Origin of the sequence: Microbacterium songi (assembly GCF_042747925.1) — a bacterium.
Classification (GTDB): Bacteria; Actinomycetota; Actinomycetes; order Actinomycetales; family Microbacteriaceae; genus Microbacterium.
Genome location: NZ_JBHZIE010000008.1, coordinates 16,853 through 41,634, shown reverse-complemented (window position 1 = coordinate 41,634; position 24,782 = coordinate 16,853). Strand labels below are relative to the sequence as shown.

Here is a 24,782-nt window from a genome sequence, read left to right as displayed (position 1 = left end):
AGATAACTTATGGGCGCTCGGAGCAGGCGAGGGCCATCGGAGACCGAAATGTGATGCGGGACCTCAGCGCAGCTCGATGGTCCGCGCGCTCGACACACGCCCGCCCACCTCGACCTGCTGACCGAGATAGCGATTGTGGGTGTACAGCCTCGAGCCCTGGCCCTGGAAGACCTCGAGGTCTCGACCCAGGGCGGCCGTGAGGCGCACCGCCGCCGACCCTGTCGCCTCGTCCTCGCGGATCCCGAGATCGGGCGCGAACATGCGTGCACGCACCCGGCCGGCCTCCTCGTCGGCCCACGCCCAGACGTAGACGGCGCTGTAGCCGAACGCGTCCGGATCCACGACGCCGACTGCGGCGGGCCCATCGAGCTGCACGAGTTCGAACTCCGGGGCCCACTCCGAACGTGCGGTGACGAAGACGAGGTCGCCCTCCACCCGCACGCGGGCGCTGCCCGCGGGGACGTCGATCTGCCTGACGTCGTCACCGCTCGCGTGCAGCCACGCCGCGAGCCCCACGGTGGGGTGACCCGCGAACGGCAGTTCCCGCGTCGGGGTGTAGATGCGGGCCCGCGCCGAGCCCCCGGCGACGGCGTCGACGAAGATCGTCTCGCTGAACCCGAGGTCGGCGGCGATCTGCTGCTCTTGGCGCTGTGTTGCGGACGACGCCCACACGATGGCCAGCGGATTGCCGTGGTCGCCGTCCTCATCGACGAAGACGCGTACGACGTTCACGAGGAGGCTCACGAGAACCGATCCTCGCAGACATGCCCGAAACGCACGACGGCGCGCTCCGTTCACCGTCGCGTCACCGGCGGCGACGATAATGCCGAGAGGACACCCCACGGGTGGGAAGGGACGACGCGCATGGGCGACGGGTTGCAGCAGTACATCGAACAGCTCCGGGAGGAGGGGTACTCGGTCCGAGACGGTCACACTCCCGACCCCGACCTCATCGACCCGAACGGCGCCCCCGTCTACACGTGGCAGGAGGGGTATCCCTACGCGGAGCGGATGGACCGCGACGAGTACGAGTTCGAGAAGTACCGTCTGCAGGTCGAGCTCGTGAAGTTCCAGTACTGGCTCGAAGACCACGGCAAGCGCGCGATCATCTTGTTCGAGGGGCGGGATGCCGCGGGCAAGGGCGGCACGATCAAGCGCTTCACCGAGCACCTCAATCCCCGCACGGCTCGGGTGGTGGCCCTGGCGAGGCCCACCGAGCGCGAACAGGGGCAGTGGTACTTCCAGCGGTACGTGCAGCACCTTCCGACGGCCGGCGAGATCGTCATGTTCGACAGGTCCTGGTACAACCGCGCGGGCGTGGAGCGCGTCATGGGCTTCTGCTCGGACCAGGAGTACGAGACGTTCATGACGCAGGCGCCGCAATTCGAGCGGATGCTCATCGACAGCGGCATTCACGTCACCAAGTTCTGGTTCTCGGTCTCGCGAACCGAGCAGCGCACCCGCTTCGCTCTCCGACAGCTCGACCCCGTCCGTCGGTGGAAGCTCTCGCCGATGGACCTCGCGTCCCTGGACCGCTGGGAGGACTACACGGCGGCGAAGGAGGAGATGTTCCGTCGCACGGACAAGAAGCATGCCGCGTGGACGATCGTCCGGTCCAACGACAAGAAGCGCGCCCGCATCAATGCCATGCGCTTCTTCCTCGGGCAGTTCGACTACGACGGACGCGACGACGCGGTCGTCCGCGAGCCCGACCCTCTCCTGGTCATGCGCGGTCGGCAGGAGACGGCGGACGAATAGCCGACGGACGAGCAGCGGGGACGCCCTCCGCCCCCGCGGTGGTCAGCGCTTGCGCTTGCGCGCCTTCGGCGAGACCAGCGCCCGCACCTGACTCCAGAGCTCGCCGTACGCCTGCGCGGCTTCGGTGGTGGGAGCGTACGAGCCGAGCGGCGCGCGGTGCGTGCCCATCCGCTCGATGTGCACCGTCGCCGGCACGACCACGTCGGTGACGGCCGCCTGCGTGGCGGGCAGCTGTTCGACGGCTGCACGGTGCGCGGTCTTCCGGCGGTCGACCATCGACAGGAAGGCCACGACCGGCGCCTTCGAGACGGATGCCTCGACGAATTCGGTGACCTGCTCCAGAGAGCGCATCGACAGCGGCGAGGGCACCAGCGGCACGACGACCGCGTCAGCGGAGAACACCGCGTTCTCGGCCACCAGCGACGCCCCCGGTGGGCAGTCGAGGATCACGACGTCGTAGTCGGACTCCACCTGCTCGAGGATCTTCGCGACCCTCCGCTCAGACTTCTTCGCGTGATCGAAGACGAGGTCGAGATCGCGGTAGCTGGCGTCGGCGGGCAGCACGTCGAGATGGTCGAAGGCGGTGGAGCGGATCGCCGCCGACACCTTGCTGTCACCAGCCACGAGGGCTCCGACGCCGCCCTTCACTTTGGGCTTCACCTGCAGGAGGAAGGTGGTCGCTCCCTGCGGATCGAGGTCCCACAGCAGCACCCGATAGTCCTTCGCGGCCTCCCAGGCGAGGTTCACGGCGGCGGTCGTCTTCCCGACCCCGCCCTTCGTGCTGTAGACCGCGACGACCTTCATGCGCCGTTTCCCGTCGTTCGCAGCATCCCGAACCTCCACCTTCGCGGCCGCGGCGGGCCGTTGTGTCCCACCGTACTGATCCGCGGCACCCTCGCGGGGCTCGGGGGCCGGCCGATCACCCCTGCGGCCTGCGGCGCGGGGGCGGACGGTGCGGGATCGGTATGGGTTTGGAGGCGCCGTCGGGGCGGTCCTCCCACTCCTGGAGGCTGTCGAGGGCGTCGCCGACCGTGGCGAAGAGTACGGGCAGCGGGCGAGGGGGCACCCAGACCGCGTCGACCTGATCGTGCTCGTTCAGCGTGAGATGCGCCACGGGGTGCGCGCCGGGCTCCGTCGTGCCGGCGTACGTGATGACCCACGTGAAGAGGTCGGTTCGGTGCAGTCGGTACCGCTGTCTTCGCGCGGGCTGTCCCACCTCAGGCTCCGCCCGACGCACGACCTGCGGGCACGGCGTGGTGGTCGCCACGGCGAGCACGCGTCCAGCGGGAGAGGAAGTACAGCCCCACGCCCACGGCGAGGAGGATGGCCCCGAACAGCCAGACGATCGGACGCTGCTGCGTCATCAGCAGGATGCACGAGGCGATGCCGAGGATGGGGACGAAGGTCCACACCCGGAAGTGGGAATGCTCCACGGTGTCGCGGCGGAGGACCAGCACCGAGACGTTGGCGCTGAGGAACACGAACAGCAGCAGGAGGACGACCGTCTCGGCGAGCGTGGCCAGGTCGCCGACGAGCGTCAGCAGCATCGCCACGACCGTGGTCGCCAGGATCGCCGCCCACGGGGTGCGACGCTTCGGCAGGACGCGCGAGAGCACACCAGGGAGCAGCCCCTGGTCGGACATCCCGTAGGCGAGGCGACTGGCCATGATCATCGTGAGCAGCGCGCCGTTGGCGACGGCGATCAGAGCGATGACGCTGAAGAGCCACGACGGGATGCCCACCCCGCTCGCCGCGACCACGGCGAGCAACGGCCCGCTGGAGGCCTCGAGTTCGTCGGCCGGGAGGGCGATCGAGCTCGCCAGCCCGACCAGCACGTAGACGACGCCCGCGGTCGCCAGCGCGGCGAAGAGCGCCCGCGGGTACATCTTGGACGGCTCTTTCACCTCTTCGATGACGTTGGCGGACGTCTCGAACCCCACGAACGAGTAGTACGCGATGATCGCGCCCGCCAGCACCGCCGAGGCGACGCCGGTGCCTTCGGGCACCTGAGTCACGCGCGAGATGTCGCCGCCGCCACCGGCCACCAGGAACGTCACGGCGACGACGACGATGACGAGCCCGCTGACCTCGATCGCGGTCATGACGAAGTTGGCCCCGAGCGATTCGCGGATGCCGCGTGCATTGAGTGCGGCGATGATTCCGAGGAAGACGATCGCGACGGGGACGGGCGGCAGGTCGATGAAGGTCCCCAGGTATTCACCGGCGAAGGCGAGCGAGAGACCCGCGGCGCTCGTGACACCGGCGGCCAGCATGCTGAAGCCGACGAGGAACGACACCAGCCGGTTCTTGAACGCCCGCTCCGCGAAGACGGCCGCTCCGCCGGCACGCGGGTATTTCGTGACGAGTTCGGCGTACGAGCCCGCGGTCAGCAGCGCCAGCAGGAGGGCTGCGAGGAGCGGTGCCCACAGCATCCCGCCGACACGGCCCGCGAGGACGCCCATGAGCGCGTAGATGCCGGCGCCGAGGACGTCTCCGAGGATGAAGGCGAACAGGAGTGGGCCGGTGATGCCGCGGTGGAGCGTGGACGGCGCGTCGGTATCGGTGGTCATCGGGCCACCGTAGGAGCCGGCCGGCGCTATGCGACTGCGGGTTGACAGCGCGCTTCGCCCGTGCGTCGGTGGGGCGGCTCCCGGCTCCCGGCTCCCGGCTGCGGATGGCTGCTGATCCCCGGCTGCTGCTCCCGCTTGGTCGTGGCTGCTGCGCCCGCGTCTGGGCCGAGGCGGCGCGAACAGGCCTGGGCCCGCGCACCCACCCGGGCGACCCGGCCGCAGCCCACCGCGCAGCCCACCCAGCGCCGCGGCCGCGACCTCAGGGGCGCGGCGACAGGTCCGGCAGCGCGCGCGACCCGAATTCGTGCCGGAGCGCGCTCAGTGCGGCGAACCACCCGGCGAGGCCGTGCACGCCGGGCCCGGGCGCCACCGAGGCGGAGGCGAGGTAGACGCCCGGCATGGGCGTGCGCCACGGCTCGGCGCCGAGGACGGGACGACGGATGATCTGCCGCAGCGACGGTGCCCCGGCAGCGATGTCGCCACCGGGGTAGTTCGGGTTGTGCTGCTCGACCTCGACCGCGCTGCGGGAGCTCGTCGCGAGGATCGTGTCGCGGAAGCCCGGGGCGAATCGCTCGATCTGGCGGATGACCGCCTCCTGCCGGTCCTCGGCGCTGCCGGCGGGGACGTGCGTGTAGGTCCACAGTGTGTGGCGTCCGCGGGGTGCGCGCGATTCGTCGAAGACGGACGGCTGCGACGCCAGCACGTAAGGACTCTCCGGCAGGCGTCCGCGGCTCACGTCGTTCTCGGACGCGGCCAGTTCCGCCCGCGTCCCGCCGACGTGCACCGTCCCCGCCCGACGCACCTCCGCGTTCGCCCACGGCACCGGGTCGCTGAGCGCGAAGTCGATCTTCGCGACGCCGTCGCCGTAGCGGAACCCTTCGAGCGCCCGCCGATAGCGCTGCGGCATCCGCGACCCCGCCATGCTGATCAGCGCGCGCGGCGTGACATCCAGCAGCGTGACCCTCGCCACCGGCAGTTCGCGCAGCGATCGTATGTGGCGCCCGGTGACCAGTTCGCCGCCGTGCGCGCGCAGGTCGTCGACCAGCGCGTCGACGATGCTCTGGCTCCCGCCGATCGGAATGGGCCATCCGCGTGCGTGCGCGTACGCGTACGCGTCAGCCCCGCGCCGGCGGCGGCGAGGCTGGGCTGGGGAAGGATGCTGTGTGCGGTGATCCCCGTCAGCATCGCGGGTGCCGCCTCGCCGTGGAAGCGCACGTTCCACGCCGGGGTGCCCTGCTCGAGGGTGCGGAGCCCGAAGGCGACGGCGGTCAGCGGGTCGCGCGGGATGCGCAGCAGCGGGGAGCCGGTGAGCTCGGCGACGGCGCCGGCGCGGTCGACGAGGGGCCGCATCAGCCGCTCCCATGCCCGGCCGTCGCGCCCCAGCTCTTCGCGGGTACGGGTGAGGTCGAGGTAGGCGATGCCGGCGCGACCCCCGTCGAGCGGATGCGCGTACGACGCGTCCGGCGTGACGAACGGCACGCGTTGCGCGAGTCCGAACTCGCGGAAGAATCGCGACATGAACGCCAAGGGGTGCACGGCCGAACAGACGTCGTGCAGGAATCCGGGCAGCGTCAGTTCGCGGGTCGCGGCGCCTCCGCCGGCGCGGTCATCGCGCTCGTACACCCGCACCTTCAGGCCGGCGCGCGCGAGCGTCACGGCGGCGGCCAACCCGTTCGGTCCCGCCCCGACCACGACCGCGTCCACCTCGTCCCGCTCCCCGCTCTGCGTCACGACGCCGACGCCCACTCCGTCTGCAGCTCGCGCTCGGCCGAGGTCACATCCGACGGATGTTCCGACAGGCCTTCGGCGAGATAGGCCAGCCGATGCAGCGTCTCGCGGTTGCGCCAGTGCAGCAGCGCATCCATCAGCGTCTGCGGCACGTATCGTGCGGGACCGGCGAGAGGCTCCTCCTGCAGGCGGACGGCGCTGCCGAGACCGCGGGGTTTGACGTTGATGGTGATGAGGGCCTCTCCGATCGGCCAGCCTTTCGCCCGCATCACGATCAGCCGGGGCGGGTCGTACTCCTCGATGACCGTGGCATCGTCGATCAGCGCCGGCCAGACGCCGAAGGAATGGTGCAGGCGCGAGCCGACGTTCGGCCAGGCCTTCTCGACGTGGCGCATCCGCGATGCCCCCACCACCCAGGACGGGAACAGCCATCCATCGTCCAGCACCCGGAAGACGTCTTCGGGCGAACACTCCACGACCCTCACATTGCGCGACATCCCACGTCCTCTCCTCGGTGCCCGAGCGCTGCTGGGCGACGCCCCACTCTTTCGCGCGAGAAGGATATCGCCGAGGGTCTGGCCAAAACCTGCGCGAGCCGCTAGCTCCTCCCATCGAGAGTGATCGCTTCGGCGCCTGTCAACCCCGTCCCCGTCGGGGCCCTCGTCCGGCTGAATAGACATGTACACCCCTGACGACGAGCAAGGAGCATCCCATGGTGCAGATCATCGAGACCGTAGACGTGGACGTCCCCGTCCGCACCGCCTACAACCAGTGGACCCAGTTCGAGAGCTTCCCGGAGTTCCTCGACGAAGTGGAGTCCATCACCCAGACCGACGACACCCACACCCACTGGGTCGTGAGCGTCGCCGGTGCGAAGCGCGAGTTCGACGCCGAGATCACCGAGCAGCACCCCGACGAGCGCGTCGCGTGGAAGAGCACCGGCGGAGACACCGACCACGCGGGCGTGGTCACGTTCCACAAGCTCTCAGACTCGACGTCGCGCGTCACCGTCCAGATCGACTGGGAGCCCGAGGGGCTGCTCGAGCGCGTCGGTTCGCTCGTCGGCGTCGGTTCGCACGCCGTGAAGAAGGACCTCAAGAACTTCAAGGAGCTCATCGAGAGCCGGGGCGCCGAAACGGGTGCCTGGCGCGGCGACGTCGAGGCGTGACCCCCGACGTGGACGACGCTGATCGGATGCTTCCTCCCGACGCCGCTCGGGAGTCCTCGGTCGACATGACCGACGAGGAGAAGCGTCGGGATCAGCTTCTGCGCGCGGCGGGGTCCACCGAAGAGGACGCGGCACCGCGTATCGAGACCACCAGGCGCGGCAACATCACGCGGATTGACATCGTGCCGGACGCCGTCGTGCGGCCCGGTACGGCGGACTGATCCACCGGCACCGTGTGCGCCCGGCTCCCTCGCGTCACCCGAGGGCTCGAAGGAGCCGGCGCACCGTTGCGGAGCCCGCCACGACGACCAGCACCCACGGACCGACCACGAGGATCGGGTCGAGCCAGGCGTGTTTCAGGTCGACGCGCCCGCGTCCGAAGCGTGAGACGACGGGGTGGTGCCCGCGCTCGCCGAGCACACCGCTCTGGGTAATCGGATCGTCCGGACGACCCGACACGAGCGACCGGGCGTGCGCGGTGGCGGAGTCCACCCGATCGGCGGCGATCAGCAGCAGCCAGTGAGCGGTCTGGCCTTCGCTGTAGACGCGGTAGGCACGTCGACGGATCGCACCGGCCATACCGTGCAAGGGCTGAGCCGTCCCGAACACCGGTGTCAGGCGGAGGTGCTCGACCGACCTCTCGCGCCCACGCCCGCCCGCTTGCTGCGGGGGAAGCTCCTCGCGCGCCCCCGTGTCGATCCCCGGCTGCTCGCGGGGGAACGCCGGCCGATCGGCGTGGTCGAGATCGGCTCCCCAGCCGGGGATTCGCGCCCGCAATTCGTCGGGCGACGGCCGGTGCTCGTGGTCTCGTGCGGTGTAGGGCATGGTGCTCCTTGCGGATGGTCGGCCGGCAGCGTTGCCGCGTGTGCGGCGGTTCAGGGTGTGATGACGGTCTTGATGCAGTCGTCGAGCTTGGATGAGAAGACGTGGTACGCCTCGGCGATGTGCTCGAGGGGCATGCGGTGGGTGATGAGCTCGTGGGGCGCGATGTGCCCGTTGCGGATGTGCTCCCACAGCCGGGGCCACTGCCTCTTCACCGGTGCCTGGTTGGTGCGGATGGTCAGGCCCTTGTTCACCGCATCGCCGAGCTTCACGGCGCTGAAGAGCGGCCCGTAGGCGCCCATCACCGAGACCGTGCCGCCCTTGCGGACCGCGTCGATCGCCCAGTTGAGGGCGACGGGCGAGCCTCCCTGCAGTTTGAGCTTGGCGGCCGTGACGTGCTGGAGGACATGGCCGTCCGCCTCGGCGCCGACGGCGTCGATGACGACATCCGCCCCTAGGCCATCGGTCGCGTACTTCAGATGGCGGACGATGTCGCCGACCTGCCCGAAGTTCACGGTCTCGGCGAAGGCGAACGTCCTCGCCTTCTCGAGGCGGTAGTCCAGATGATCGACGACGATCACCCTTCCCGCGCCCATCAGCCAGCACGATCTCGCCGCGGCCAGTCCGACCGGTCCCGCCCCGAACACGACGGCCGTGTCGCCCTCCGCGATGCTCGCGAGCTGGGCGCCGAAGTACCCCGTCGAGAACGCATCGGTCAGCATGAGGGCATCCTCGTCGGAGATGTCCTCCGGGATGATCGCCGGGCCCACGTCGGCGAACGGCACGCGGACGCGCTCGGCCTGCCCGCCGTCGTAGCCGCCGGCCGTATGGGAGTAGCCGTAGATGCCGCCGACGGCTGTGGCGTTCGCGTTCACGTTGTGGCAGTTCGAGAACAGCCCCCGTGCGCAGAAATAGCATGATCCGCAGTAGATGTTGAAGGGGACCATCACGCGATCGCCCACCCGGACGTTCTGCACCGACGAGCCGACCTGCTCGATCGTCCCGATGAATTCGTGGCCGAACGTGTGGCCCACCCGGGTGTCGGGCATCATGCCGTGGTAGAGGTGCAGATCCGAACCGCAGATCGCCGCGAGCTCGACGCGCACGATCGCATCGCCCGGATGGGCGAGCTCCGGTTCCGCTTTCTCTTCGACGCGGATCTTGTACGGACCGCGGTAGGCCATCGCCTTCATGTCGTCCCTTTCGTCGTCAGCACCATCGCCGTGCGGAGGGGTCGAGATCAAAAGGCTTGACAAACCGGATGCCTCACCCCCGCGTTCGCCGGGGCGGCACGGCGACCGCGGGGCGAGCACATCTCGGAGCTCAGATCAAGGGCGACGTCGGGACCGTGCCTGGTGGTACTTTTGCTGGCGGTCACCCGGGACCCGGAGGAGAAGGCAGCGCATGGGCACACTGTTCTACGATGACGCGCGGTTCGTCCTGGACGACCGGCTGCTGGCGCACCTGCAGATCATCATCAGCCTGAAGCTGCGCCGCGGCGAGAGCTTCTTCCTGTCGTGGAAGAGCAGCGAGTCCGAGGCTGAGGGCCGCAACGTGATCTGGATCGACAACGGCGTGCCGCTGAGGATGCGGTTCGACGAGTCGGAGACACCGAAGATCAACCGGGCCTGGGCTGAAACCCTGGCGCTATCGGCCAACACCAACAACGGACTGGTCATCACGGGCGAGAGCATCGAACCCGCCGACGAGCCGGAGGCCTAGCCCCACTCGAGCCACCAGTCCATGTCGGCGTGCTCGGGAGCTTCCCGCGCCCCCTCGGGGCGGCTTTCATCATCGCCCGCGGCAGTCGCGGTCTGCTCGATGCGAACGGTGGTGTGCGGAGTGATGAGGACTTCCGCGCTCCCACCGGTGCCGACATCGAAGCTCACGAATCCTCCACCGTCACGGACGGCGGAGAGGATCGCGGAGCGGACGTCGTCGATGCGCTCGTCCGACACGGCGAAGTACTGATCGTGGACGTTCACGTAGTACATCGGATCCACGTCCCCTCGGCGTCGAACAACCTGTCAGCGTCGACATTACGCAGATCCGCCCCGTGGAGCCCCCGGGTTGCCGGTGAGACGCGCCCGTGGTAACCGGCGTCCGCACCGATCCCCGCGCGGGTCCCGTTCACTCGGCGAGGCCGGCGCGGTCCACTTTGCGGTGATACCTCATGCCGGCCAGGCCGCCGAGGACCGCACCGATCAGGGCGACGGCCAAGGCTCCCAGCGCGGTCAGCACACCCGTGACCGTCGCGGTCTCGGGCGTCACGGGGATGCGCGGGAAGCTGTCGAGGTTCGCCAGGACGTCCCACTGGCTGCCGGCGATGGCAGTGACGGCCGCGACCACGATCGCGATCGCGACGGCCCAGATCCAGACGGCCAGGCCCTGCTTCGCACCGCTGAAGCGCGCCATCCGCCCCGCGACGTAGCCGCCCGCGAAGTACGCGACGAGCAGGACGAGACCGAGGACGATCGCGCTGACCACGGCGATGGTGCCGGCGTTGTCGGCCGCCGCGTCGCCGGCAGAATCACCGGCGCTCACGCCGACGGCGGCGCCGACGGCGGCCACGATCGTCGCCAGGATGACGGCGGCGCCCGTGGCGGTGAGCCAACCGAAGAAGGCGGTCCCGAACTTGATGCCGCCGAACTTCGCCTTCTCGCGCGCATGCACATCGCGCAGCAGTGCGTCCTTGCGCTCGCCGGTCGCGACCTCGGGGGTGTGCGCGTCGCTCGTCACGCCCTGGGGCGCCCGGTCGGCGTCGTCGTGGGACGTGTGCGCGTCCACGCGCCCGATGTCACCCGTTCTGCGCTCGGCGGGGGGATTCAGCATGTCGGCTCCGATGATCGTGAGTGGTTGGATCACTCTGGGGGCGCGGAGCCGGTTCGCGTGAGGCGGTAGACAGGGCATCACTCCCGCGCTACAGTCCGAGCCCATCGGGCGGCGACCGGTGCGGTATTCGGGGCGTATGCCCGCCGGACGGCCTCGGCCATCGGCGTCTCGGCCGGTTCGCCGGCGGAGACGTCGAAGACACCGGCCTCATACGTGACGGTACGATCCGCGGAGGCGTCGACGCTCGTGCAGAGGGTGTCCCAGTCGAACGATCCCAAAAGGCTCCACGCGGTGACCGCGCAGACGATGCTTCCGTGCGACCGGGCGTGCTCGACCTCACCCAAGGCGGCCTCCCACCAGGCGACTCGTGCGACCGCGTCGCCGTCCACGTGGATCTCGGTCACGGCGACGGCGCCTCCGTAGCGCGCCGACGTCTCCCTGATCAACGACGAAAGCGTCGGCGCGACGGCCAGGGCGACGTCGGAGGCCGCGACATCCGCATATGCCATCCGGCCGTTGCCGCCGTGGTCGGCGGGGTCGAACAGCTCGCGTCGGTGATCGAGCCATCGATTGCTGCGCGGGTAGTGATTGATGCCCAGGACGCCCGGTACGGATGGGTGGTCGACGAACCATGCCAGAGCTGCGGCATCGGCGCCCCCCGACGAGGTCAGGTAGTCGTGCAGCGGATGCTGCGGCGTGACCTTTCCGCTGAGCAGGTCGAACGTCAGCCAGCGACGGTCGTTCTCGAACGTCACCTGATCCTCGAGCGGAGGGGTGCCGGTCGCTCGCCCCAGGTCTTCGGTCTGGATCAGTCGCGCCGCCGGATTGACCCGACGGATGCTGCGCATGGCCAGTACGGTCGCCCGGGCCTGCAGCACCAGCATCCGCACGAAAGATCCGTCGTTGCGACCGTGCGGATACCAGTGACCGTAGAGGCCGGAGAACCGGGCGGTCGTGAGTGGCTCGTTGATGGGCGTGTAATCGTCCACCCACGGGTACCGGCGGGCGACCGCCTCGGCGTAGACCGCGAACCGCTCCGGAAAGCCCTCGTCGTCGAGGGACGTCCATGCCGGGCCGCTCCCGTGGTGCAGCAGTCCGACGACGGGGCGCACGGGACCGGCACCCAGGTGCCCGAGGGCCCGGTCGGACTCGCGGAAATCGAACACCCCGCGCACGGCTTCGACGCGCTCCCAGAGCACGGGGTAGCGCAATCGTGCGATGCCCAGCGTCACGAAACGGTCGAGGTCTGCTTCGATCCGAGCAGAGTGTCCGCTGGCATCCAGCTGGCTGTGGAACCGCCCGCCCACGCGATTGTGCGTGCACTCGATACCGCCCCAGACCTCGGGGCGCGTGAGCGGGCCCGGCGTCACCGCACGTCCGCCGCGTTCTCGCGCCGCCCTTCTCCGACCGGGCCGGCGGAGGGCGGCTCGGGCAGCGATCTCTGCTCCAGCGCGGCCATCTGCTCGAGCGCGGCCATCCGGCTCCAGATCGAGTCCCAGGACACGTCCTTGAGAGCGTTCGTGACGGCACGGAGCCGCGTCGGGTCGTCCTTCACCCCGACGGCGGCGTCGATGGCCGCCGCGAAGGCCGCCGCGTCGTCGGCGATCGCCACGAGCCCCGGCTCGCCGTAGGTCCGCACCACATCGAGGATGCCGGTCGACACGACCGGGAGCCCGGCGGCGAGATACTCCGGCGTCTTCGTCGGACTGATGAAGCGGGTGGCCGCGTTCCGCGCGAACGGCATGATCGCGACATCCCACTCGGCCATCAGATCCGGAAGGTCGGCGTACTCGCGCAGGCCCAGGTAGTGGATGTTCGCGCGCCGGGGGAGCTCGGCGGGATCGATCTTCACGATCGGTCCCACCATGACGAACTGATGATCGGGGCGCAGGTCGGCTACGTCCGCGAGCAGCCCGATGTCGAGCCGTTCGTCGAGCACGCCGGCGAAGCCCACCCGCGGCCCCGTGGGCAGGTCCACCACCTCGGTGAGGCATTCCGTCGCTCCGTGGATGTGGTGACGGGCGCGGGCGAAGTGCGCCGCGTCGATCGCACTGGGGAGGCAGTGCACGTTGGGGTGCTTGGACCGCTTCGCCTCGTAGAGCGCCCGCCCGCCCGTCAGCACCAGGTCGGCGCGGCTCAGCAGCTGCTTCTCGTTGAAGGCGAGGGCGGGCGGCGCGCCGTGGAAGGCGCCCAGTTCGTCCATGCAGTCGTAGACGACCGCGCCGGCGAGGTCCAGGGGCGCGACCGGCAGCGACATCGGGGTCTGGAACCAGAACGTCGGAGACGGCGTCCCGTGCTGCTCCACGAAGTCCGACAGCAGTCCGCGCTGCAGGGCGATCGCGTCACGGTCGCCCTGGTCCTCCGGGAGGACGGGCACGACCACGCGCACCCCACCCGCTCTGTCGGAGCAGTGCAGATGCGGCTCGACCCCGGCCTCGACGATCGCCTCCTCCACGAAGACCACGCCGCGTGTGCGGGCGAACCGACTCATGACGTGCTGCGGACGCTGGTAGACGAAGTCCCATCGCAGATGGGAGAAGCAGAAGAGATCGGCGAGCGGATGCTGCGCGGCACGGGTGTCCATCCGGTCAGTGTCGAGCTGCCGTCGATTTTCCCGGCGGCCCTTGACGCGGGATCGCGCCGTGGACTATCCGAACTCCCGTTCCGCGCGAGCGCCGTTCACGGCAGCGCAGGCATCGGCGCCGCGCGTGCATGTAGCTCATGACGGCCGAGCTTGGCAAGGGGCATCGGGAACGATTCGGTCGCGCGTAGGAATGGGACTTCTCCGGCCCGACGGGTCGGTTACGAAAGGGGCAATGATGACGGACAGCTATGACACGGGTGTGCAGAGCACGTCGGGAACCGCGTCCGCGGACTCCCCCGGCACGCTCGATTCGGCCACGCAAGAGGCCGCCGGGCTGACACACACCACCGCCGACCAGGCCAAGAGCGTCGCCGGCACCGCCAAGGACGAAGCATCCTCCGTCGTGGGCGACGTGAAGACGCAGGCGAAGGACCTGTTCGCGCAGACGCAGAGCGAGCTGAAGGACCAGGCGAACACCCAGCAGCAGCGCCTCGCCGGCGGACTGAGCTCGGTCAGCGACGAACTCGGTTCGATGGCAGCCGAATCCCAGGGTTCGGGCATCGCCGCCGATCTGGTCCGCCAGGTCTCGACACGCCTCTCGAGCGCTTCGTCGTGGCTCGGCGATCGCGATCCCGCCTCGGTGTTCACCGAGGTCAAGCAGTACGCGCGCCGCAGCCCCGGCACCTTCATCGTGGCTGCCGCCGTGATCGGCGTCGTCGCCGGACGGCTGACGAAGGCCCTGACCGCGAACGCCGCGGATGACAAAGCGTCGGATGCCACGCCCCGGACGGCGGCCGACGACGTCGCGACCGATCGCTACGCGGTCGCAGCGCCCGCCGAGGTGCCCGCCGTCGGCGTGCACGCCACCGACCGCATCCCGAACCAGCCGTGGGATGCGCCGCCGGTGACCGGTACCGCGCCCATCGCGAGCGCGACGGTCTTCGCCGACGGCGAGCCGGATGCCGGTGACACGCCGATCTTCGAGCAGTCGAGCACGACCGCCGGAGACAGCCGAAAGGACGAAGATGACCGACCCGACACCTTCTGAGCAGAGAGCGGCCACCACGTCGCTCGGTGAGCTCGTCGGCGAGGTCACGCGCGACATCTCGACGCTCATGCGCCAAGAGGTCGAGCTGGCCAAGGTCGAGCTGAAGGAGACGGCCTCCCAGAGCGCGAAAGGCGCAGGTCTGTTCGGGGGAGCCGGCTATGCCGCCCTGATGGGCGTGCTCTTCCTCTCGATCGCCCTGTGGTGGGCTCTGGGCGAGGTGACCGGCCGCGGCTGGTCGGGCGTGATCGTGGCCGTCATCTGGCTGATCATCGCCGCCATCCTCTTCGTCGTCGGCCGAGGCCAGATGAAGAAGGTGAAGGGCGCCCCGCAGACCGCGGAGACCCTGAAAGAGATACCCGAAACGTTGAAGAGGAACGAGGAGAACCGATGAGCCAGTCAGCGGAAGAGATCCGAGCGAACATCGAGGCCACCCGGGCGGAGCTCGGCGGCGACGTGGACGCCCTCGCCGACAAGGTGACGCCGTCGAAGATCGTCGGTCGCCAGACCGACAAGGTCAAGGGAGCGTTCGGGTCGGTGCGCGACAAAGTCATGGGAGCGGCCGATGGCGCGGGCTCGTCCCTCTCGGACGCCGGTTCGTCCGCGTCCGCCGGTCTCAGCGGAGCGAAGGCGAAGGCAGAGGGCAATCCTCTCGCGATCGGCCTGATCGCCTTCGGCGCCGGACTTCTCATCGCGTCGCTCATCCCGGCGTCGCAGCGCGAGAAGCATCTCGCCGCCGACGTCAAGGAGCAGGCGAAGCCGCTCGTCGACGACCTGTCCGCGACGGCCAAAGAGGTCGGCGGCAATCTGAAGGAGCCCGCGCAGCAGGCTGCTGCGGCCGTGAAGGATTCCGCCGCGGAATCGGTCGAGGCCGTCAAATCCGAAGCCCAGTCGGCTGCCGGTGAAGTGAAGGATCAGGCGGGTCAGGCTCGCGAGAACGTCGCCGGGCACTGAACCACGCGTTGAGAGCACCCGGAGAACATCCATGAGGCGGGGCCACGAAAGTGGCCCCGCCTTCTGCGAGGAGAGATCGAATGAGCACCATCCACACCACAGGCCCGTCCGGGAAGGCACCGGATGCAGAAGACGAGGGCAAGCCGGACTCGCCGGATGATCTCGACAAGAGGTCGTGGAAGTACATCCTGAGGAAGACGCTTCGCGAGTTCTCGTCGGACCAGTGCCTCGACATCGCAGCATCGCTGACCTACTACGCGGTGCTCGCGGCGTTCCCCGCCCTGATCGCGATCTTCTCGCTGCTCGGGGTGTTCGGCCAGGGCCAATCCACCAGCGACGCCGTGCTCGACATCGTCGGCCAGGTCGCTCCCGGCGATACGGCCGAGGCCATCCGTGGGCCGATCGAGCAGATCGCGTCATCGCCGGCCGCCGGCTTCGCCCTGATCTCCGGCATCGTGCTGGCCATCTGGTCGGCGTCGGGCTATGTCAGCGCGTTCAGCCGCGCGATGAACCGGATCTACGAGATCGAGGAAGGCCGTCCGTTCTGGAAGCTCAAGCCGCAGCAGCTGCTCGTCACCCTGATCGCGATCGCGCTGATCGTGATCGCCGGTCTGATCCTCGTGTTGTCGGGCCCGGTGGCCTCGGCCGTGGGCGACGCCGTGGGCCTCGGTGACACGGCGCTGCTGATCTGGTCGATCCTCAAGTGGCCCGTGCTCGTGCTCGTCGTCGTGCTCGTGGTCGCGGTGCTCTACTTCGCGACTCCGAACGCCAAGCAGCCCAAGTTCCGGTGGCTGAGCATCGGCGCCTTCCTCGCGATCCTGATCCTCGCGATCGCCACCGCGGCCTTCGGTTTCTACGTCGCGAACTTCTCCAACTACGACCGCACCTACGGTTCACTGGCGGGCATCATCGTCTTCCTCCTGTGGCTGTGGATCGCGAATCTCGCCCTCCTCTTCGGCGCCGAGTTCGATGCGGAGCTGGAGCGGGGCCGTCAGCTGCAGGCGGGTGTGGCCGCGGAGCGCGACATCCAGCTGCCGCCGCGCGACACGCGCAAGAGCGACAAGGCGGCCCAGAAGGAGGAGAAGGACGTCGCAGAGGGCCGACGGATCAGACGAGAGAACGAGTGAGGGCAGGCGGATGCTGCGCCCCTCACGAGCGCGCGTGATCATGTGAGCTCGCGCCGCGGTAATCAACCCCCACGGGACCACGCCCCACGAAAGGCACGCTGACGACATGAGAAGACTCCACTATTCCGGCGGGTACGTGCTGACGCCGGACGCCGTCAGCACGGCGCTCCTGCGCTATGCCCGTGCACTCGCCGACAACGCGACCTCCGACGTCGTCTCCATCCCGGTGCTGGAAGAGGGGGGCGCGCGCGGATACGCGCACTTCCTGGTGGGGCCCGCCAGCCAGCTGTATTCGACACCCGTCGCCGAATCGGTCGAGGAGGTCGTCGACGCCGAGCTCGTCGAAGAACTCGAGAAGCGCACCCGGCGCCTGCAGATCTCCACGCCGGTGTGGCCGGACATGATCGACGAGCCCGATTCACCGCTGGGCATCGACGAGCTGTGACGCCTATCAGTGGGTGCACCAGGGGTCAAGACCCTCGGCAACCCGACGCCGTGCCCCCTATGGTCGAGCGGCGCGGACCGCGCGCGCACATGAACACGGAGGCATGAGTTGGGCAAGTTCATCTACGACGGGCTCGTCAAGGTCGACTTCGAGGACCGACTGCTGATGCACCTGCAGACCGTCATCGGGGCGAAGCTCAGGCGCGGCGAGCCGTTCTTCTTCAGCTGGAAGGACGACACCAGCATCGGTGACGGCCGCACGACGGTGTGGCTGCACCCGCGCTGCTCGATGGTCTACAAGTACTACGGCAGCCGGCGACCGGCGGTCAATCGCGCCTGGATCGAGGCGCTGTCCTACACCGCGAATTCGCAGACCGGGCTGCACATCGTTCCCGAGCCGCCGGAGGGCAGCGGCGAGGCGAGGCTGCCGTCGTGAAGCGCATAGACATCACGTACGGCGGGCAGCTGTACAGCGTGGGCGGCCGCGAGATCGAGGATCTCACCGATGAGATCACGGCCGCCGTGCGCGACGGCGGTGGGTGGATCCGCGTCAACGACGGGGAGGGCGAGCGCCGTGACGCGCTCCTGTTCGTCAGCACCGGCACGAGCATCGCGGTGATCCCGATCCCGGCGACCGGCGGCACCGACTGATCTTCTCGTCGCGACGCATAGATGGTCGGCGGACGTTCGTCAATGCCCTTCGGCGGGTGCGTGGGCGCGGCTCACAGTGGGGCATGACCAAAACGCGAAGCATCCGATCTTCCTGCTCCCTCACCTCCTCGACGGGTGGCGTGCGATGAAGGCGCTCACGTGGCAGGGCACGCGCAAGGTCAGCGTCGAGGAAGTCCCCGACCCGCGCATCGAACACCCTAGCGACGCGATCGTCAAGATCACCTCGACCGCGATCTGCGGCTCGGACCTGCACCTGTACGAGGTCTTCGGTCCGTTCATCGATCGCGGTGACATCCTGGGTCACGAGCCGATGGGGGTCGTCGTCGAGGTGGGCGCCGACGTCAGCACCCTCGCGGTCGGCGACCGCGTCGTCATCCCCTTCAACATCTCGTGCGGCACGTGCTTCATGTGCCGTCGTGGGCTGCAGTCGCAGTGCGAGACCACGCAGGTGCGCGAATACGGGAGCGGGGCCGCGCTGTTCGGCTACACCAAGCTCTACGGCCAGGTGCCGGGAGGTCAGGCCGATTACCTGCGCGTCCCGCTGGCCGACTACAACCACATCAAGGTCGGGGCGGAGCTGCCGGACGACCGCTACCTCTTCCTGAGCGACATCCTCCCGACGGCGTGGCAGGGCGTCGAGTACGCGCAGGTTCCCGAGGGCGGCACGCTCGCCGTCATGGGTCTCGGCCCCGTCGGCCAGTTCGTCGCGCGCATCGCGGCGCACCGGGGGCTGCGGGTCCTGGCCGTCGAGCCCGAGCCGGCGCGTCGAGCGATGGCGGAGCGTCACGGGGCGCTCACCTTCGACCTGACGGACACCATCGTGGACGAGTTGCGCGATCTCACCGAAGGCCGGGGAGCGGACGCCGTCGTCGACGCCGTGGGCCTCGAAGCCCACGGCGACGGCGGCGTGAAGTTCATCCAGAAGGCCGTCGGACTCCTGCCCGATGCGCTGTCGCGGCCGATGATGGACAAGACGGGAATGGACCGTCTCGCGGCTGTCTACGCGGCGATCGACGTCGTCCGCCGCGGAGGCACCGTCTCGCTGAGCGGTGTCTACGCCGGCGACGCCGACATCCTGCCCATGAAGACGATGTTCGACAAGCAGATCAGCCTGCGGATGGGGCAGTGCAACGTGAAGCGGTGGATCGACGATCTGCTGCCGCTCGTCGAGAATCCCGCTGATCCGCTCGGAGTGATGGATCTCGTGACCCACCACGCCCCTCTCACCGACGCCCCCGAGCTGTACGAGACGTTCCAGAAGAAGACCGACGGCTGCATCAAGGTCGTTCTGAACCCCGCCTGACGCACGGCGCGTAGCATCGGGATCGACATGGCACATCGAAAGCGCGTCGCCGAGCCCGATCGGACCGAGAAGACCTGCGCGTCGTGCGGCCGACGCATCGAGTGGCGCGCGGCATGGGCGTCCCACTGGGACGAGGTGCGCTACTGCTCCGATGCGTGTCGCGCCCGCCGGGTGTCGTCGACCGATCGCGAACTCGAGAAGACGATCCTCCGGCTGCTCGGCGAGCGGGCGGCGACATCCACGATCTGCCCATCCGACGCCGCCCGCGCCATCGGCGGCGAGGAGTGGAGAGACCTCATGGAGCCGGCGCGCCGTGCCGCGCGCAGACTCGTCGCCTCGGGCGACGTGCGCATCACCCAGAAGGGCGCGCTCGTGGATCCGTCGACGGCGAAAGGCCCGATCCGCATCGGCCGCGCACGACCGAACGAAGAACAGTGAATGGTGGAGGACTCAGGAATTGCACCTGCAAGGCGCCTCGAGTGCGCGTCCCCCGTGTGAGATCACTATAACGAGCGGGCAGATGGTAGACAAGTTGCCGAAGGGAGGGCGCGTCGCGCATTCCGTGATCGCGGGATCGGACGCGTCGGTGTATGACCGCTGCTGAGAATGGTGTGACCGCCGATGACATCCGCCGCATCTACCTCGAATACATGACGGAGCGGGGGCACGTCGTCATTCCGCGGGCCCCGCTCATCCCCAAAGACGACCCCACCACCCTGTTCACCGGCAGCGGGATGCAGCCCCTGCTTCCCTACCTCCTCGGTGCGGAGCATCCCGCGGGGAGGCGTCTCGCCGACAGCCAGACGTGCCTGCGCGTGCAGGACGTCGAGGAGGTGGGCGACAACCGGCACACGACATTCTTCGAGATGCTCGGCAATTGGAGCCTGGGCGACTACTTCAAGGAGGAGCAGATCCCGCAGGTGTGGACGTTCCTCACCGAGAAGGTGGGGCTCGACCCCGACCGCATCTACGTCTCCTGCTTCAGCGGCGACCCCGAGAACAGCATCCCCAAGGACGAAGAATCGGCGGCGATCTGGTCCCGCCTGTTCGACGAAGCGGGTGTCTCGAGCGCTCAGGTCGATGTCGGCACCGAAGAGCACGCGGCCGCCGTCGGCACGGACGGGGCCCGCATCGCGTTCTACAGCAAGAAGAACTGGTGGTGCCGTGGAGGCAAGGCCGAGGACATGCCGGTGGGGGAACCCGGCGGTCCCGACACCGAGATGTTCTACCTGTTCCCGAATGTGGAGCACGACACGGCGTACGGTCTGCACTGCCATCAGAACTGCGACTGCGGCCGATTCATCGAACTCGGCAACTCGGTGTTCATGGAGTACCAGAAGGCCGAGGTCGGATTCGAGCCGCTTCCTCGGAAAAACGTCGACTACGGCGGAGGACTCGCGCGTATCGCCGCCGCCGCGATCGACAGCCCCGACGTGTTCCGCATCGGCCTGCTGTGGCCGATCATCGAGAAGCTCCAGGAGCTGTCAGGCAAGACGTACGAAGATGAGACGCGGGCGATGCGGGTGATCGCCGACCACCTGCGCGGCGCGACGTTCCTGGCCGTCGACGGCGTGCGCCCCGGCAATAAGGCGCAGGGCTACGTGATGCGGCGACTGATCCGCCGCGCGGTGCGCTTCGCGTTCGACCTCGGACTCGAGGAGAACTTCTTCCCGCAGATCATTCCGACCATCGCGGGCATCTACGAAGAGCACTTCCCCGAGGTGGCCCAGCATGCGACCGAGGTGGAGCGTGTGCTCGTGAAGGAGGAACAGGGGTTCCGACGCACGCTGCGCAAGGGCCTCAAGCAGCTGAACAGCTACCGCGGCACCACGGTCACGGGCGAAGAGCTGTTCGTGCTGTACGACACCTACGGCTTCCCGGTCGAGCTGTCGACGGAGGAGGCGCTGCGCAAGGAGATCGCGCTCAGCGAGAGCTGGCGCGAAGAGTTCGACGAGCAGATGGCGGCGCAGCGCGCGCGGTCGCAGCAGAGCACCACGCTGCACCCGTGACCTGCACGGCGGCCGCCGCCGCGGACGGCGGCCGCCGTAGGCTCGATGCATGACACCGTTCGTCTCGTCCCCCCTCGCGCGCACGACCCCCGAGAAGGCGGGTATCCCGTCCGCCGCGCTGAGCACCCTGATCCGTGCGCTGGAGGATCAGGGGCTCGACCCTCACGCACTGGTCGTCGTCCGCCACGGGCGGATCGTGCTCGACACCGCGTGGGCCCCGTACCGCACCGACCGGGCGGCGCTGTCGTACTCGGCCTCGAAGACCTTCACCTCCGTCGCGATCGGATTCCTCGAGAGCGAGGGGCGCCTGCGCCTCGACGACTCGGTCGGCGATCTGCTCGACCTGCCCAACCCGAACGGCCTGACGGTCTTCCACCTGCTGACCATGAACACGGGCCACACCGCGGAGCAGATCGAGGGGCTGAGGTTCGATCCGCGTGCCCTGCTCGCGGTGCCTCCCGCCTTCGTGCCCGGCACCTATTTCTCCTACAACTCCGACGCGACCTACGCGCTGTCCCGGATCGTCAGCGCGCTCACGGGCGAGACGCTGACCGAGTACCTGCGGCCCCGCCTCCTCGATCCGCTCGGGATCGGCCGGCGGTGGATGAGCCCGCTGTTCGGCGTCGAGCAGGGGTTCTCGGGCTTCCATCTCACCGCGTACGACATCGCGCGTCTCGCCTCGCTGCTCGCCGACGGGGGACGGTGGGGGGAGGACACCCAGCTTGTGCCCGCCGACTACGCCGCCGACCTCGAGAAGCCGTGGTCCGACTCGCACAACCCGGGTGACGGGCCGCCGGCCGAGGGCGCGCCGGTTGATGACTGGACGCTCGGATACGGGTACCAGGTGTGGCGCAGCCGCCATGGATTCCGCATCGACGGCGCCTACGGTCAGTTCGGGCTCGCGGTCCCGGAGCGCGGGCTGGCGATCGGCTATCAGGGAGCGTCGCGCGACACCCCCGCGACCCTGAACGCCATGTGGGATTTCGTCGAGGCGATCGGCGATGGCGACGTGGAGACGGATGCCGCGGCATCCGCAGCACTTGCCGATCGGGCGGACTCGCTCGACACGTGGAACGCCCGCGAGGTGCTCGCAATCGACCCTGCCGCACCGGTCGACACGATGGGCTGGGCGCTCAGCGAGGAGGGCGAGGGATGGCGCCTGAGTATCCCGGGCGGCGACGTCCTGCCCGCTCTCGAGGTCGTCGTCGGCAACGGTACGTGGATCGAGACCGTCGTGGAGCGGACGGGGGAGGGTCATCCTCTCGGCCGCCCGCTGCCCGTGGTCGGGCCCGAGGTGAGCGAGGGCACGCATCTCGCGCTGGCAGCGCGGGGAGCGCGCACCCCCGCAGGTGATGTGCTGGTCCACCTCGTGAACACGACCTCGCCCCACCGGATGATCGTCACCGTCGCGGCGGACGGAGAGATATCCGCAGGGTGGCACACCGCCCCGCTCTGGGAAGCGACGCTCTCGACGCTGGTCACGGCTGCTTTCGTCCTCGACACCGCCGACTGAGCCGGGCGCCGGGGCCTCAGGCCACCCGACGCACGACGATGATGCCGTCCTCGAGGTGGCCGTGGGCGTCCGCCGCGACGACGTCCGCACGCGGACGGACGTCGACCGCCTCGGCCACCCACTCGGGTGCGCGCAGACCCAGGGTCTCGAGCTCCTCGTCAGGGGTGCGCAGCACCGGACCATGATCGTGCGCGTCGGACCCGGCCTGCGCGACGTGGGAGACGATCACCAGCCTGCCGCCCGGTGCCACGCGCGCTGCCGCGGCGCGCAGCACCTCGATGCGCGGGAAGTCATGCTCGGAGGAGTGCAGGAAGCTCGCCGTGACGAGGTCGAATCGCGCTTCCGGCATCTCCCTCGTGGCATCCATGACGACGAAGCGTGCGCGGTCGTCGTCGATCCCCCGCTCGCGCGCCGCAGCGGAGGCGCGCCCGACAGCCGTCGCCGAGACGTCGATGCCGGTGACGCGCCAGCCGTGGTCGGCGAACCAGATCGCATCGCCGCCTTCGCCGCAGCCGATGTCGAGGACGGTGCCGGGCGCGAGCGGTGCGACGAGGATGGCGACGGTGCTGTTGACGTGGCCCGACCACACCGTGCCTGCGGACGAATAGCGGCTCTCCCACTCCCGGTTCCGGTCCGCGGTCCGTTGTGCGGCGACCGCGTGCGCCGCATCCTCGGCGACGAGGGCGCTCTTCGCGCCCGCCGACCCCTCGCTCATCGAGGGGGGCCCGCCGGCGTCAGGGCTCGCGGTGTCGCCTCGTGTGTCCGTGTGCGCATCCATGTCTTCATCGTGTTCGTCTGCGCATGAAGTTGCAAACGCTTTTGCGATATTGGCAAGATGGGGGGATGGCCGGGGAGATCGAGCACGTCGGGCCGCGTCTTCGCGCCGCGCGGCAGTCGCACGGGTGGACCCTCGAGGATCTGGCCGAGCGCGCGGGGATGTCGGTCAGCACGCTGTCGCGGCTGGAGTCCGGCAAGCGCCAGGCGTCGCTCGGGCTGCTGGTGCCGCTCACGCGCCAGCTCGGCATCCGCATCGACGATCTGCTGCCCACGGCGTCACCCGACCCGCGGGTGCGTCGCAGCCCCACGCGACGCGGCGGCATGACGATCGCCCCGCTGACACTCGATCACTCCCCGGTGCAGACGTTCAAGATCACCTTCCCCGCCGCACATGCCGCGCCCGCTCCGCGGGTGCATGAGGGCTTCGAGTGGATCTACGTCCTGAGCGGGCGGCTGCGACTGGTGCTCGATGACACCGAGCACGTGATCGAGCGGGGCGAGGCGGCGGAGTTCGACACGCGCCTGCCGCACAGCCTGAGCGCGACGGTGGACGGCCCCGCCGAGGTGCTCAGCATCTTCAGCGCCGCCGGGGAGAGGCTGCACACCCACGTCGCGACCGACTGAGGAGAAGGCGGCAGCCGTCCGGGCGGACGGCGGTCGGCGGTGCATCAGGACGCGGCGGCCCGTTCGGACTCCGCCTGTTCGTGCTTCCACTCGCGGAACGACTCCTCGGTGCGCCCGTAGCGCCAGTAGCCCGAGATCGAGACGCGATCACGGCGGAGGCCGCGCTCACCGAACAGATACGGGCGGATGCGGTGCATGACCTCCTGCGCCTCGCCGTGCACGAAGACGTGCGGGGTGCCGACCGGCCATTCCAGGCTGCGCACGGCATCGAGCAGCAGCCCGTCGGCGGGACCGCCCGCCCGGTACACCCACTGCACCCGACCGCCGTCCGGGAGGGCCATCGCGGCTTCGTCTCCCGGCTCCTCCACGAGGACGATCACGCGGGCCACCGCATCGGCGTCGAGTGCGGCGGCTGCGGCGATGATCGCCGGCAACGCGGACTCGTCGCCGACGAGGAGATGCCAGTCCGCGTCCGGATCGGGACGGTAGGCGCCACCCGGGCCGTTGGCGAGCAGGGTGTCGCCGGGCTGCGCGTGCGCCGCCCACGGGCCGGCGACGCCCTCGTCACCGTGGACGACGAAGTCGATCGCCAGCGTGCCGGCCGCGACATCCGGGAACAGTGCGGTGTACGTGCGCACGTCCGGAAGGTGCTCGGGAGGGAGGATGCCGCGGAGTGCACGCACATCGAGCGGTTCGGGGTATGTCACACCGGGCTGAAGGAAGACGAGCTTCACATAGCGATCGGTGGCGTCACTGCCGGCGAAGGCGGAGAGGTCATCGCTGCGGAAGTGGATGCGCCGGATGTGGGGTGTGGTCCAGTCGGCGCCGGTGACGGTGAGTCGCGTGGTCACC

At 69.3% G+C, this 24,782-nt stretch carries 29 protein-coding genes and 1 pseudogene; 16 read left to right on the top strand and 14 right to left on the bottom strand.

What is annotated here, in order from left to right; genetic code table 11:
• Window positions 1-63: 63 nt before the first annotated feature.
• Entirely contained in the window at window positions 64-744 is a 681-nt protein-coding gene (locus tag ACFM35_RS10720) for a PhzF family phenazine biosynthesis protein (protein WP_378841822.1), read from the bottom strand.
• A 120-nt stretch (window positions 745-864) separates the two neighbouring features.
• Here ACFM35_RS10720 and ppk2 point away from each other — a divergent pair, with 120 nt between their 5' ends.
• The gene (ppk2, locus tag ACFM35_RS10715) at window positions 865-1,758 is read left to right on the top strand and encodes a polyphosphate kinase 2 (RefSeq protein WP_378841820.1); all 894 of its coding nucleotides are present in this window, start codon (window positions 865-867) and stop codon (window positions 1,756-1,758) included.
• Between the two features lie 42 nt (window positions 1,759-1,800).
• On the opposite strand, the gene ACFM35_RS10710 is transcribed toward ppk2, so the two are convergent.
• From ACFM35_RS10710 to ACFM35_RS10690, 5 genes and pseudogenes are all read right to left on the bottom strand, one after another.
• Window positions 1,801-2,562 carry a ParA family protein gene (locus tag ACFM35_RS10710; RefSeq protein ID WP_378841818.1) on the bottom strand — a complete coding sequence of 254 codons (762 nt, stop codon included), beginning with the start codon at window positions 2,560-2,562 and terminating at the stop codon, window positions 1,801-1,803.
• Window positions 2,563-2,677: 115 nt separating this feature from the next.
• Entirely contained in the window at window positions 2,678-2,974 is a 297-nt protein-coding gene (locus tag ACFM35_RS10705; protein ID WP_378841816.1) for a hypothetical protein, read from the bottom strand.
• A gap of 1 nt (window position 2,975) precedes the next feature.
• Entirely contained in the window at window positions 2,976-4,328 is a 1,353-nt protein-coding gene (locus tag ACFM35_RS10700) for an APC family permease (protein WP_378841814.1), read from the bottom strand.
• Window positions 4,329-4,587: 259 nt separating this feature from the next.
• A pseudogene (locus ACFM35_RS10695) lies at window positions 4,588-6,059 on the bottom strand (phytoene desaturase family protein).
• Window positions 6,056-6,553, bottom strand: coding sequence for an SRPBCC family protein (locus ACFM35_RS10690; protein WP_378841812.1), 498 nt, complete (start codon window positions 6,551-6,553; stop codon window positions 6,056-6,058). Before ACFM35_RS10690 ends, ACFM35_RS10695 begins: the two are co-directional and overlap by 4 nt.
• Window positions 6,554-6,768: 215 nt before the next feature.
• Here ACFM35_RS10690 and ACFM35_RS10685 point away from each other — a divergent pair, with 215 nt between their 5' ends.
• Both ACFM35_RS10685 and ACFM35_RS10680 read left to right on the top strand, forming a co-directional pair.
• The gene (locus tag ACFM35_RS10685; RefSeq protein WP_378841810.1) at window positions 6,769-7,224 is read left to right on the top strand and encodes an SRPBCC family protein; all 456 of its coding nucleotides are present in this window, start codon (window positions 6,769-6,771) and stop codon (window positions 7,222-7,224) included.
• A 26-nt stretch (window positions 7,225-7,250) separates the two neighbouring features.
• Window positions 7,251-7,445 carry a hypothetical protein gene (locus ACFM35_RS10680; protein ID WP_378841809.1) on the top strand — a complete coding sequence of 65 codons (195 nt, stop codon included), beginning with the start codon at window positions 7,251-7,253 and terminating at the stop codon, window positions 7,443-7,445.
• Window positions 7,446-7,479: 34 nt separating this feature from the next.
• Here ACFM35_RS10680 and ACFM35_RS10675 read toward each other — a convergent pair whose 3' ends face one another.
• Both ACFM35_RS10675 and ACFM35_RS10670 read right to left on the bottom strand, forming a co-directional pair.
• The gene (locus tag ACFM35_RS10675; protein ID WP_378841807.1) at window positions 7,480-8,049 is read right to left on the bottom strand and encodes a hypothetical protein; all 570 of its coding nucleotides are present in this window, start codon (window positions 8,047-8,049) and stop codon (window positions 7,480-7,482) included.
• 50 nt (window positions 8,050-8,099) lie between these two features.
• Window positions 8,100-9,239, bottom strand: coding sequence for a zinc-dependent alcohol dehydrogenase (locus tag ACFM35_RS10670; protein ID WP_378841805.1), 1,140 nt, complete (start codon window positions 9,237-9,239; stop codon window positions 8,100-8,102).
• Window positions 9,240-9,450: 211 nt separating this feature from the next.
• Between ACFM35_RS10670 and ACFM35_RS10665 the strand changes: the two genes are divergently transcribed.
• Window positions 9,451-9,768 (top strand): DUF7882 family protein, encoded by a 318-nt coding sequence (locus ACFM35_RS10665; RefSeq protein WP_378841803.1) that lies wholly within the window; start codon window positions 9,451-9,453, stop codon window positions 9,766-9,768.
• Here ACFM35_RS10665 and ACFM35_RS10660 read toward each other — a convergent pair.
• The 4 genes from ACFM35_RS10660 to ACFM35_RS10645 all read right to left on the bottom strand — a co-directional run bounded on the left by ACFM35_RS10660 (window position 9,765) and on the right by ACFM35_RS10645 (window position 13,462).
• Window positions 9,765-10,031, bottom strand: a complete 267-nt coding sequence (locus tag ACFM35_RS10660) for a hypothetical protein (RefSeq protein WP_378841801.1) — start codon at window positions 10,029-10,031, stop codon at window positions 9,765-9,767. The two genes, ACFM35_RS10665 and ACFM35_RS10660, sit on opposite strands and share 4 nt — an antisense overlap.
• A 145-nt stretch (window positions 10,032-10,176) precedes the next feature.
• Complete coding sequence (locus ACFM35_RS10655; RefSeq protein WP_378841799.1) at window positions 10,177-10,878, bottom strand: hypothetical protein; 702 nt, start codon at window positions 10,876-10,878, stop codon at window positions 10,177-10,179.
• A gap of 77 nt (window positions 10,879-10,955) precedes the next feature.
• The gene (locus ACFM35_RS10650) at window positions 10,956-12,248 is read right to left on the bottom strand and encodes a hypothetical protein (RefSeq protein ID WP_378841797.1); all 1,293 of its coding nucleotides are present in this window, start codon (window positions 12,246-12,248) and stop codon (window positions 10,956-10,958) included.
• Window positions 12,245-13,462 (bottom strand): glycosyltransferase, encoded by a 1,218-nt coding sequence (locus ACFM35_RS10645; protein WP_378841795.1) that lies wholly within the window; start codon window positions 13,460-13,462, stop codon window positions 12,245-12,247. The genes ACFM35_RS10650 and ACFM35_RS10645 overlap by 4 nt, the downstream gene beginning before the upstream one ends.
• A 235-nt stretch (window positions 13,463-13,697) precedes the next feature.
• Here ACFM35_RS10645 and ACFM35_RS10640 point away from each other — a divergent pair, with 235 nt between their 5' ends.
• From ACFM35_RS10640 to ACFM35_RS10590, 11 genes are all read left to right on the top strand, one after another.
• Window positions 13,698-14,510 (top strand): hypothetical protein, encoded by an 813-nt coding sequence (locus ACFM35_RS10640; protein ID WP_378841793.1) that lies wholly within the window; start codon window positions 13,698-13,700, stop codon window positions 14,508-14,510.
• Window positions 14,488-14,901: a phage holin family protein gene (locus ACFM35_RS10635; RefSeq protein ID WP_378841791.1), complete on the top strand. Its 414-nt coding sequence runs from the start codon at window positions 14,488-14,490 to the stop codon at window positions 14,899-14,901. The genes ACFM35_RS10640 and ACFM35_RS10635 overlap by 23 nt, the downstream gene beginning before the upstream one ends.
• Window positions 14,898-15,461, top strand: coding sequence for a DUF3618 domain-containing protein (locus tag ACFM35_RS10630; RefSeq protein ID WP_378841789.1), 564 nt, complete (start codon window positions 14,898-14,900; stop codon window positions 15,459-15,461). Before ACFM35_RS10635 ends, ACFM35_RS10630 begins: the two co-directional genes overlap by 4 nt.
• An 80-nt stretch (window positions 15,462-15,541) precedes the next feature.
• Window positions 15,542-16,588: a YihY/virulence factor BrkB family protein gene (locus ACFM35_RS10625; RefSeq protein WP_378841787.1), complete on the top strand. Its 1,047-nt coding sequence runs from the start codon at window positions 15,542-15,544 to the stop codon at window positions 16,586-16,588.
• A gap of 106 nt (window positions 16,589-16,694) precedes the next feature.
• Window positions 16,695-17,033, top strand: a complete 339-nt coding sequence (locus tag ACFM35_RS10620) for a hypothetical protein (protein WP_378841785.1) — start codon at window positions 16,695-16,697, stop codon at window positions 17,031-17,033.
• A gap of 108 nt (window positions 17,034-17,141) precedes the next feature.
• Window positions 17,142-17,468 (top strand): DUF7882 family protein, encoded by a 327-nt coding sequence (locus ACFM35_RS10615; protein ID WP_378841783.1) that lies wholly within the window; start codon window positions 17,142-17,144, stop codon window positions 17,466-17,468.
• Window positions 17,465-17,683: a hypothetical protein gene (locus ACFM35_RS10610; RefSeq protein ID WP_378841781.1), complete on the top strand. Its 219-nt coding sequence runs from the start codon at window positions 17,465-17,467 to the stop codon at window positions 17,681-17,683. Before ACFM35_RS10615 ends, ACFM35_RS10610 begins: the two co-directional genes overlap by 4 nt.
• Before the next feature lie 145 nt (window positions 17,684-17,828).
• Complete coding sequence (locus tag ACFM35_RS10605; RefSeq protein WP_378841909.1) at window positions 17,829-19,007, top strand: zinc-dependent alcohol dehydrogenase; 1,179 nt, start codon at window positions 17,829-17,831, stop codon at window positions 19,005-19,007.
• 27 nt (window positions 19,008-19,034) lie between these two features.
• A complete protein-coding gene (locus ACFM35_RS10600; RefSeq protein WP_378841779.1) occupies window positions 19,035-19,445 on the top strand; it encodes a DUF3253 domain-containing protein in 411 nt (136 codons plus the stop codon).
• Window positions 19,446-19,597: 152 nt separating this feature from the next.
• Window positions 19,598-21,016, top strand: coding sequence for an alanine--tRNA ligase-related protein (locus ACFM35_RS10595; protein ID WP_378841777.1), 1,419 nt, complete (start codon window positions 19,598-19,600; stop codon window positions 21,014-21,016).
• A gap of 49 nt (window positions 21,017-21,065) precedes the next feature.
• Window positions 21,066-22,529: a serine hydrolase domain-containing protein gene (locus tag ACFM35_RS10590; protein ID WP_378841775.1), complete on the top strand. Its 1,464-nt coding sequence runs from the start codon at window positions 21,066-21,068 to the stop codon at window positions 22,527-22,529.
• A gap of 16 nt (window positions 22,530-22,545) precedes the next feature.
• Here ACFM35_RS10590 and ACFM35_RS10585 read toward each other — a convergent pair whose 3' ends face one another.
• The gene (locus ACFM35_RS10585) at window positions 22,546-23,307 is read right to left on the bottom strand and encodes a methyltransferase domain-containing protein (RefSeq protein WP_378841773.1); all 762 of its coding nucleotides are present in this window, start codon (window positions 23,305-23,307) and stop codon (window positions 22,546-22,548) included.
• A gap of 65 nt (window positions 23,308-23,372) precedes the next feature.
• Here ACFM35_RS10585 and ACFM35_RS10580 point away from each other — a divergent pair, with 65 nt between their 5' ends.
• Complete coding sequence (locus tag ACFM35_RS10580; RefSeq protein ID WP_378841771.1) at window positions 23,373-23,930, top strand: helix-turn-helix domain-containing protein; 558 nt, start codon at window positions 23,373-23,375, stop codon at window positions 23,928-23,930.
• 44 nt (window positions 23,931-23,974) lie between these two features.
• Here the strand turns inward: ACFM35_RS10580 and ACFM35_RS10575 are convergent, their stop codons facing one another.
• A complete protein-coding gene (locus tag ACFM35_RS10575) occupies window positions 23,975-24,781 on the bottom strand; it encodes a siderophore-interacting protein (RefSeq protein ID WP_378841769.1) in 807 nt (268 codons plus the stop codon).
• Window position 24,782 lies beyond the last annotated feature (1 nt).